The sequence below is a fragment of the Vreelandella songnenensis genome, assembly GCF_003002925.1.
Classification (GTDB): domain Bacteria; phylum Pseudomonadota; class Gammaproteobacteria; order Pseudomonadales; family Halomonadaceae; genus Vreelandella; species Vreelandella songnenensis.
Map to the genome: position 1 here is coordinate 65,928 of NZ_PVTK01000012.1, position 7,666 is coordinate 73,593.

The window sequence follows — 7,666 nt, forward strand, 5'->3', positions numbered from 1 at the left end:
TAGGTTTGTACCCTGCACAAGCCGGTTACCCCCTTTATCAACGGTTAATCAGGAGTGTGCCATGAGCGCTGCGCATGATTTCTTAATTGCCCCTTCGATCCTCTCTGCCAATTTTGCCCGCCTGGGGGATGAGGTGGATAACGTGCTGGCCGCCGGGGCAGATATCGTTCACTTTGACGTCATGGATAATCACTATGTCCCCAACCTGACCATCGGGCCCATGGTGTGCAAGGCGCTGCGTGATCATGGCGTGACCGCGCCCATCGATGTGCACCTGATGGTCAAGCCAGTGGATCGCATGATCAGCGATTTCATCGAGGCGGGGGCAAGCTACATTACCTTTCACCCGGAGGCGTCCGAGCATATCGACCGCTCGCTTCAGCTGATTCGTGATGGGGGCTGTAACGCGGGGCTAGTGTTCAATCCGGCAACACCGCTTTCCTATCTCGACTACGTCATGGACAAGATCGACATGGTGCTGCTGATGAGCGTCAACCCAGGTTTCGGCGGGCAGTCGTTCATTCCCGGTACGCTGGATAAGCTGCGCGAGGCGCGCGCTCGGATTGATGCGTCGGGCAGGCCGATCCGGCTGGAAATTGATGGCGGTGTAAAAGTGGACAATATTGCCCAGATCGCCGCCGCTGGCGCGGACACGTTCGTTGCCGGCTCGGCGATCTTCAATGCCCGCCAGGAGAGCGACCCGCACGACTTCGATTCCGTCATTCAGAAGATGCGCGCGGCGCTGGCTCAGGCCTGATCAAGGCGGTTAGTGTAGCTTCATGCGTGGCTTGAGGTAGCGATTGAGCTTATCCACAAGCCACGTCAGCCCGGTTTTGGGCACACCATGAATCGACACCTGGTGCATGCGGTAGAGCGAGGCGTAAGCGTTGCGCGCAAGCCAGCCTTCCAGGAAGAGCCCCCGAGAGGCGCCGCTGCGCATCAGGTTACCGACGGCGTCGTAACTGGCAAGCGATACCAGTGAACCTTTATTGCGAAACTTGAAAGACTTGAGCGGCTTGCCTTCCAGTGCCCTGCCTAGGTTATCGGCCAGCACGCCGGCTTGCTGGCGCACCGCTTGTGCCGTTGGCGGTACCGTTGAGCCATCCTCCTGAGGGCAGCTCGCGCAATCACCCATGGCGAAGATGCTCGTATCGTCCACGCTCTGCATGGTTTGCTCGACGCATACCTGGTTTCTCTTGTTCACCGTAAGCCCAAGGTCGGCAAGAAAATCCGGTGCCTTGATACCCGCGGCCCACACGTTGAGATCGGTTTCGATCACCTCACCATCCTTGGTCACCAGCTGATACTCCTGGGCCTCTTCGATGGCAGTATCCACATGAACGTGGACGCCCAGCGCGTCAAGCTCCTTGTGAACGGTCTGGCTGATACGCTCTGAAAGCGCCGGCAGAATACGCGGCGCCGCTTCGATCAGATGAACGCTGATCTGGTTGTCGTCCACCTCGGTCACGCCGTAGGCATTGAGCAGGCGAGTGACATCCAGAAGCTCGGCGGCAAGCTCGACACCGGTGGCGCCGGCACCCACGATACCTACACTGAGAGTCGTGTGCTCTCTGAGCGTCGGGTCGGTATAGCGCAGGAAGGTGTTGATCATGTCGCGCTGAAAGGCCTTGGCCTGTAAAGGCGAGTCGATAAAATGGCAGTGCTCGGCCACGCCTTTCGTGCCGAAATCGTTCGATACACTCCCCAGTGAGAGCACCAGGTAATCGTAGGTGAGGGTACGCTCGGGCAGCACCTCTTTGCCGTCTTCATCCAGAATGGCCGCGAGGTTGAGCGTCTTGGTGTCACGGTCGAGCCCGGCCAGCGAGCCTCGCTGGTAGCGGTAGCCGTGTGCACTCGAGTGGCCGCGAAAGTCGACCTCATCCATGGTGGAGTTCAAGATGCCGGTGGCAAGCTCGTGCAACAAGGGTTTCCATACGTGAGTGGCGCTGCGGTCCAGCAAAACGACCTCGGCACGCTTGCGCTTGCCCAGCGTACGGCCTAACCGGGTAGCAAGCGCCAGACCGCCCGCGCCGCCGCCGACAATAACAATTCGAGGTATGCCCATTGATTTCTCCTTGGCTTGACTTGCTTGAGCGTAGAAGCTTCCTGCCAGTATGACTAATGCATCAGCGCTTTTGCACCAGTAAGATACTGAACACGCAGCATACTATGTCATTGGCGGCCTGCCTTGTGGCTGAGCGCTTGTGCCAGGCGCATCATGAAGGAGTAAAGACGTGCACGAAATTCTACACGGCAAGCGGCTGGTTGCCTTTGATCTGGATGGCACTTTGATCGACTCGGTGCCCGACCTGGCCGCAGCGCTCAAGCGGGCGCTGCGCGGACTCAATCTGGCGGTGCCTGTCGAGGAACAGGTGCGGGAGTGGGTAGGCAACGGGGCACCGGTGCTGGTCGAGCGGGCGCTTGTCTGGGCCGTCGGGCAGCCGCCGGAAGCGCATCTTCAGGCACGTGCCTTTGATGCATTCATGCAGCACTACGGCGCGGCGCCCAATACGCTGACCCGCCTATACCCGGGTGTAACAAAAGCGCTTGAAACGCTTCATCGCGCAGGCTTCACGCTTGTGCTGATTACCAACAAGCCCGAACGCTTTATAGCGCCCATTCTTGAACACTTTGGCGTGAAGGAGTGGTTTGCGCTGTGCATCGGTGGGGATACGCTTTCGGAGAAGAAGCCTTCACCGCTGCCGCTTCTGCACGCCGCTGCCGCGTTCGGCTGTGCCCCGCACGAGTGCCTGATGGTGGGCGATTCGCGCCACGATATCGGCGCCGGAAAAGCCGCCGGATTCGCCACGCTGGCACTGCCTTACGGCTACAACCATGGTGACCCCATCGAGCTTAGCCATCCGGATGTGGTTCTGCCTACGTTGGATGGACTGATCGAGCCGACGGGCGCTTGAGCGCTGGCGCTACTCGGGTCTGGCACCGCCCAGCGCTTCATGAATGAGCTCGGCGTCATGACGCAGCATGGCCGGATAGTTATAGGCCGGGCCGTCCGCCGGGCTGAAGGCATCCACGTAGAGCGGGCCTGCCAGCTTGATACCGCTTTCTCTAGACAGAGCGTCCATATGGATATAGTCAACGGTGCTCTCATAAAACAGCGCAGGCGGGCGTTTGCTTGCCAGGCGGTAGCTCATCTGGGCCATCGCCTGGGCGCTGCCCTGGGTTTCATGATTGGCTCCCCAGATAGCGGCGTACTCCAGGCCGTAGGCTCGGGCGAAGTAGCCAAAGCCCGACTCGCTGGTGACCAGCGTGCGGTTGGTATTGGGTACACCGTCCAGACGCTCTTCAATCGCCTGGTCAAGGGTTTGCAGCGCCTGGTAGGTTTCCTGGGCGCGGGCGTAAAAACCCTCCGCCTGCTTCGGGTAATGCTTTGCCAGCGTTTCCGCGATGACCTCGACGTAGGCGGCGGCCCCCTGCGGGTCCATCCACATATGCGGATCAGGGGTGCCTTTATAGCGCCCCGTCGTAATCGGCAGGGGAGTGAAGTCGGCGTTTTCGGCAACACTCTTTAGCAGTAGCGAATCGTCCGACATGGCTTTTACGTGGCGCAGCCATGGCTCAAGTCCGAAACCGTTGTAAAACAGGATATCGGCTTCTTCGATAGCCAGCACGTTGGGTGGGGTCAGCTCCCAATTATGTACGTCGGCACCGGGAGGAACGATCGTGCTGACGCTGATCTCTTCACCCGCAATGCGCTTGACCAGATCTTCAAGCACGGGAAAGGAGGCAATTACCTTGAACGTTGAAGCCCCGGCCAGCGGCGATACGCTTGATAAAATAGCAAACAAGAGCGCGCTGACCCGTTTCGCTCGCTTATGCATTTCACGCTCCCGCTGATTTGAAGGCCAAAGATAATAAAGACTGACGCCTGTGTTGGCTAGTTCCTGAGCATCGAAAAATAAGATATAAGTTATTGTTATTTAGAGTATAAGGCTTGTTCAGGGTGGGGTGGGCGATTGCGCCGTAAAATGGATTCCGGCGTGTGGTAGCAACCCCTCGAATGATGCTGCCGCAGGGCAGATTGTTGATGTCGCCTGCAGGGTCAGATAGGAAGGTTAGTGCAATGTGGTCTACGCTTGGAACTCATTCAGCCAAGGAGCAGGAAACATGAGTGAGTTTTATAAAGTACAGGAGCGTGACGGCGAGTTTCATGTCATCGATACTCGCCCGGACGATTCCCAGGCCGATCAAACGTCGGTCGTATCCTACTCCTCGCGGGAAGAGGCTGAAGGCGAAGCCAAGCGCTTGAACGAGAACTCGCTGGGCTAACACGCGTGGCGATGATGGCGCTGTAACAGAAGGCCCGCGGGCCTTCTGTTACAGATGAAAGGCGGGATTCACTTCTTTTTACGCATGAAGGGTAATACTTTCGCCATGGCGTCATTGATTTCCTGATCCAGCGGCTTGTGATCCCGGCTGATGGCCGCTCGGGCCGCCGTGTAGGTTCCTTTGTACTCCTTGGCAATGTCGCCGTCCGTCATGCTGTCGGGCAACTGCTCCTTTTCCCGAATGGCATCGATGATGCTCTTCTCCATGATGTACTCCTGTCAGCCTTGGATGTTATTCAGCGTAGTCCAGAGTCTCCTGGACCGTTAATACCGCAAAAAGAGCGACTGTTACGCCACGGGCGTGGCGGATAACCCTGCCTGACGATACAATCGCTGTTTCCGACACGTTAAAAGCAAGCAATGACCTGCCTGGGTAACCGCCTGGGTAACACGCCATTGATTGCCCGAGGATGGTTAAGGTAATCAGAAGCTTATGGCTCAAACAGTCTTGATGCTGGATAACTACGACAGCTTCACCTTCAATATCGTCCAGTACTTGAGCGAGCTGGGTGCCGAGGTGATGACGCATCGCAACGATGCCATCACGCTTGAGCAGATCGAGGCGCTTTCACCCACGCACCTGGTCATTTCGCCAGGCCCTTGTACGCCCAATGAAGCCGGTATCTCGATGGATGTCATCCGGTACTTTGCCGGCCGGCTGCCCATTCTCGGTGTGTGCCTTGGGCATCAGGCAATCGGTCAGGTATTTGGTGCCCAGGTGGTACGCGCGCCAGAGGTCATGCACGGCAAAACGTCCGCCGTAGTGCATCATCATCAAGGCGTATTTGAAGGCTTGGAAAACCCGCTTGACGTTACCCGCTACCATTCGCTGGTCGTTGACAGGCAAACGCTGCCGGATTGTCTGGAGGTGACTGCCTGGACCGCTGAGGATGATGTGACGCCCGGTTTGATCATGGGGCTGCGTCACTGCACACTGGATATAGAAGGGGTGCAGTTTCATCCTGAATCCATACTTACTCGCCAAGGCCACGAGCTATTGGCTAATTTCCTGAAACGTGGCTGATTGCCTGGTTCACACGCTTTAGAGGCTCCTCTGCTCATGCAAATGCGCGACGCAATTAACGCGGTGATACACCGTAAAGACCTCCCTTTCGATGTCATGCACGCCTTGATGCGCCAGATAATGACCGGCGAAGCGACCGATGCCCAGGTGGGCGGCCTGCTGGTCGGGCTTGCCATGAAAGGTGAAAGCGCGGTGGAAATCAGTGCCGCCGCTCAGGTAATGCGTGATTTGATGCGCCGCGTTGAGCTGAAAGCGGAAAACGTCGTGGATATCGTGGGCACCGGGGGTGATGGGGCGAATCTGTTCAACGTTTCGACCGCCTCAAGTTTTGTCGCCGCCGCTGCAGGCGCACACGTGGCCAAGCACGGTAACCGCAGCGTCTCTTCATCGTCAGGCAGCGCGGATCTTTTCGATATCGCGGGTATCTATCTGGACCTCAAGCCCGCTCAGGTGGCGCGCTGTATCGAGCAGGTTGGCGTGGGCTTCATGTTTGCGCCCAATCATCACCCCGCGATGCGCTACGCCATTGGCCCGCGCCGTGAAATGGGGGTGCGCACGCTGTTCAATATCCTGGGCCCGTTGACCAACCCAGCCGGCGCGCCCAACCAGGTGATTGGCGTATACGCGCCGGCGCTTGTACCGCTGATGGCCGAAGTGCTTAAAAAGCTCGGCAGCCGCCACGTGATGGTGGTTCATTCAGACGACGGGCTGGATGAAATCTCGCTAGCGAGCGCTACTCGGGTAGCCGAGCTTAAAGACGGCGAAATTACCGAGTACACCATTTCCCCTGAAGCGTTTGGCATCGAGCGCCAGAGCCTGGCGACGCTGAAAGCCGCCAATGCCGAAGATAGCCTGCGCCTGGTTAAAGCCGCGCTGAGCGGCGAGGGCCCGGCGGCCGATATGGTGGCGCTGAATGCTGGTGCAGCGCTTTACTGCTCAGGCGTTGCCGACAGCTTGCACGAGGGCGTCATGATTGCCCAGGACGCTCAGGCGTCCAAACTACCGCTCGAGAAGCTCAGAGAGCTTTCGCACTTCACCAGCGTTTTCAAAGAGTAAGTGATTGCTATGACGCAACAGGCAACCCCCACCATCTTGACCCGGATTCTTGCCCGCAAGGATCAGGAAGTCGCCGAGCGCAAGCAGGCAGTTTCTGAGGCAGACCTGCTGGCGCTGGCCGAAAAGCAGAGCGCGCCCCGCGGTTTCATTGCCGCACTGGATCAGCGTATTGCGGCGGGCGAGCCGGCGGTCATCGCTGAAATCAAGAAAGCGTCACCCTCGAAGGGGGTGATTCGGGAAGAGTTTCATCCGGCTGATATTGCCAAGAGCTATGCCCGTGGCGGCGCCGCTTGTCTTTCGGTCTTGACCGATGCCGACTTCTTTCAAGGCCACGAGGACTACCTGATCGCGAGCCGCGATGCCTGCACGCTGCCGGTGATTCGCAAGGATTTCATTACCTATGGCTATCAGGTGTCGGAGGCCCGGGCCATTGGCGCCGACTGCATCTTGCTGATTGTGGCCGCACTCGATGATGCCCAACTGCGTGACCTGCACCAGCAGGCCAACCAACTGGGTATGGATGTGCTCGTAGAGGTGCACGATGCCAACGAGCTGAGCCGGGCGCTGGCGCTGGATCTCAAGCTGGTGGGCATCAATAACCGGAACCTGCACACCTTCGAGACCAGTCTCGACACCACGCTGGATCTGCTTTCCCGCATTCCCGAAAACGTGACGGTCATCACCGAGTCGGGTATTCATACTCCGGATGACGTCCAGCTGATGCGCGATCACCGGGTAAACGGCTTTCTGGTCGGCGAGGCCTTCATGCGCCAGGCCGACCCTGGTCAGGCGCTTAAACAGCTATTCTTCTAGCCACGCCCATAACCACCCCTTACCGACTGCCGGCACTGCGCACTGCTTCAAGCAGTGCCTGCATCGGGTGAGGGAGCTCCTGATTGGAAAACCGCTTTACCTGGCTACGGCACGAATACCCGGTGGCCAGCAGCCGGCCGGCGTTCTCCGGAGCCTCTACCTTCGGTTGCCAGGACTGGGCGTAGATGGTTTTCGAGGTGTCCGCATTGCGGGTTTCGTGACCGTAGGTGCCGGACATCCCGCAGCAGCCGGTCTCGACCAGTGAAAGCGTAAGCCCGAAGGCGGCAAACACCTGCTGCCAAGTCTTGAGGCTTGCTGGGGCGTTGGTCTTCTCCGTGCAGTGCGACAGCAGCTTGAACCCCGGGTCGGCCAGGTGGCGTGCACCCTGCGGCAGGCTGTCGAGGCGCGTGGCCAGCCACTCCTGCAG

The 7,666-nt window shown here is 58.6% G+C and carries 9 protein-coding genes and 1 pseudogene; 6 read left to right on the forward strand and 4 right to left on the reverse strand.

Features of this window, described 5'->3' with window-relative positions; genetic code table 11:
* Positions 1 to 61 precede the first annotated feature (61 nt).
* Positions 62 to 757 carry a ribulose-phosphate 3-epimerase gene (gene rpe, locus B0H98_RS15790; protein WP_106376028.1) on the forward strand — a complete coding sequence of 232 codons (696 nt, stop codon included), beginning with the start codon at positions 62 to 64 and terminating at the stop codon, positions 755 to 757.
* A gap of 9 nt (positions 758 to 766) precedes the next feature.
* Here rpe and B0H98_RS15795 read toward each other — a convergent pair whose 3' ends face one another.
* A complete protein-coding gene (locus B0H98_RS15795) occupies positions 767 to 2,065 on the reverse strand; it encodes an NAD(P)/FAD-dependent oxidoreductase (protein WP_106376029.1) in 1,299 nt (432 codons plus the stop codon).
* A 169-nt stretch (positions 2,066 to 2,234) separates the two neighbouring features.
* Here B0H98_RS15795 and B0H98_RS15800 point away from each other — a divergent pair, with 169 nt between their 5' ends.
* On the forward strand, positions 2,235 to 2,915 hold the full coding sequence (locus tag B0H98_RS15800; protein ID WP_106376030.1) for a phosphoglycolate phosphatase: 681 nt from the start codon (positions 2,235 to 2,237) through the stop codon (positions 2,913 to 2,915).
* A gap of 9 nt (positions 2,916 to 2,924) precedes the next feature.
* Here the strand turns inward: B0H98_RS15800 and B0H98_RS15805 are convergent, their stop codons facing one another.
* On the reverse strand, positions 2,925 to 3,839 hold the full coding sequence (locus B0H98_RS15805) for a metal ABC transporter solute-binding protein, Zn/Mn family (protein WP_106376031.1): 915 nt from the start codon (positions 3,837 to 3,839) through the stop codon (positions 2,925 to 2,927).
* A 286-nt stretch (positions 3,840 to 4,125) separates the two neighbouring features.
* On the opposite strand from B0H98_RS15805, the gene B0H98_RS17080 reads away from it, so the two are divergent.
* Positions 4,126 to 4,287 carry a hypothetical protein gene (locus tag B0H98_RS17080; protein WP_167392688.1) on the forward strand — a complete coding sequence of 54 codons (162 nt, stop codon included), beginning with the start codon at positions 4,126 to 4,128 and terminating at the stop codon, positions 4,285 to 4,287.
* Positions 4,288 to 4,355: 68 nt separating this feature from the next.
* Here the strand turns inward: B0H98_RS17080 and B0H98_RS15810 are convergent, their stop codons facing one another.
* On the reverse strand, positions 4,356 to 4,553 hold the full coding sequence (locus tag B0H98_RS15810; protein ID WP_106376032.1) for a hypothetical protein: 198 nt from the start codon (positions 4,551 to 4,553) through the stop codon (positions 4,356 to 4,358).
* A gap of 226 nt (positions 4,554 to 4,779) precedes the next feature.
* Between B0H98_RS15810 and B0H98_RS15815 the strand changes: the two genes are divergently transcribed.
* The 3 genes from B0H98_RS15815 to trpC are packed head-to-tail and all read left to right on the forward strand — an operon-like array spanning position 4,780 to position 7,239.
* Positions 4,780 to 5,370, forward strand: coding sequence for an anthranilate synthase component II (locus tag B0H98_RS15815; RefSeq protein WP_106376033.1), 591 nt, complete (start codon positions 4,780 to 4,782; stop codon positions 5,368 to 5,370).
* Positions 5,371 to 5,406: 36 nt separating this feature from the next.
* Entirely contained in the window at positions 5,407 to 6,426 is a 1,020-nt protein-coding gene (gene trpD, locus B0H98_RS15820) for an anthranilate phosphoribosyltransferase (RefSeq protein WP_106376034.1), read from the forward strand.
* A 9-nt stretch (positions 6,427 to 6,435) separates the two neighbouring features.
* Positions 6,436 to 7,239, forward strand: coding sequence for an indole-3-glycerol phosphate synthase TrpC (gene trpC, locus B0H98_RS15825; protein WP_106376035.1), 804 nt, complete (start codon positions 6,436 to 6,438; stop codon positions 7,237 to 7,239).
* Between the two features lie 19 nt (positions 7,240 to 7,258).
* Here trpC and B0H98_RS15830 read toward each other — a convergent pair.
* Positions 7,259 to 7,666: pseudogene (locus tag B0H98_RS15830) on the reverse strand (FAD-binding oxidoreductase); the annotation flags it as partial.

What these genes read in the sequence shown, in the direction of transcription:
- B0H98_RS15815 (WP_106376033.1), top strand. Translation starts at nt 4,780, where the DNA reads ATGGCTCAAACAGTCTTGATGCTGGATAACTACGACAGCTTCACCTTC.
- B0H98_RS15795 (WP_106376029.1), bottom strand. Translation starts at nt 2,065, where the DNA reads ATGGGCATACCTCGAATTGTTATTGTCGGCGGCGGCGCGGGCGGTCTG.
- B0H98_RS17080 (WP_167392688.1), top strand. Translation starts at nt 4,126, where the DNA reads ATGAGTGAGTTTTATAAAGTACAGGAGCGTGACGGCGAGTTTCATGTC.
- trpC (WP_106376035.1), top strand. Translation starts at nt 6,436, where the DNA reads ATGACGCAACAGGCAACCCCCACCATCTTGACCCGGATTCTTGCCCGC.
- B0H98_RS15805 (WP_106376031.1), bottom strand. Translation starts at nt 3,839, where the DNA reads ATGCATAAGCGAGCGAAACGGGTCAGCGCGCTCTTGTTTGCTATTTTA.
- B0H98_RS15810 (WP_106376032.1), bottom strand. Translation starts at nt 4,553, where the DNA reads ATGGAGAAGAGCATCATCGATGCCATTCGGGAAAAGGAGCAGTTGCCC.
- trpD (WP_106376034.1), top strand. Translation starts at nt 5,407, where the DNA reads ATGCAAATGCGCGACGCAATTAACGCGGTGATACACCGTAAAGACCTC.
- rpe (WP_106376028.1), top strand. Translation starts at nt 62, where the DNA reads ATGAGCGCTGCGCATGATTTCTTAATTGCCCCTTCGATCCTCTCTGCC.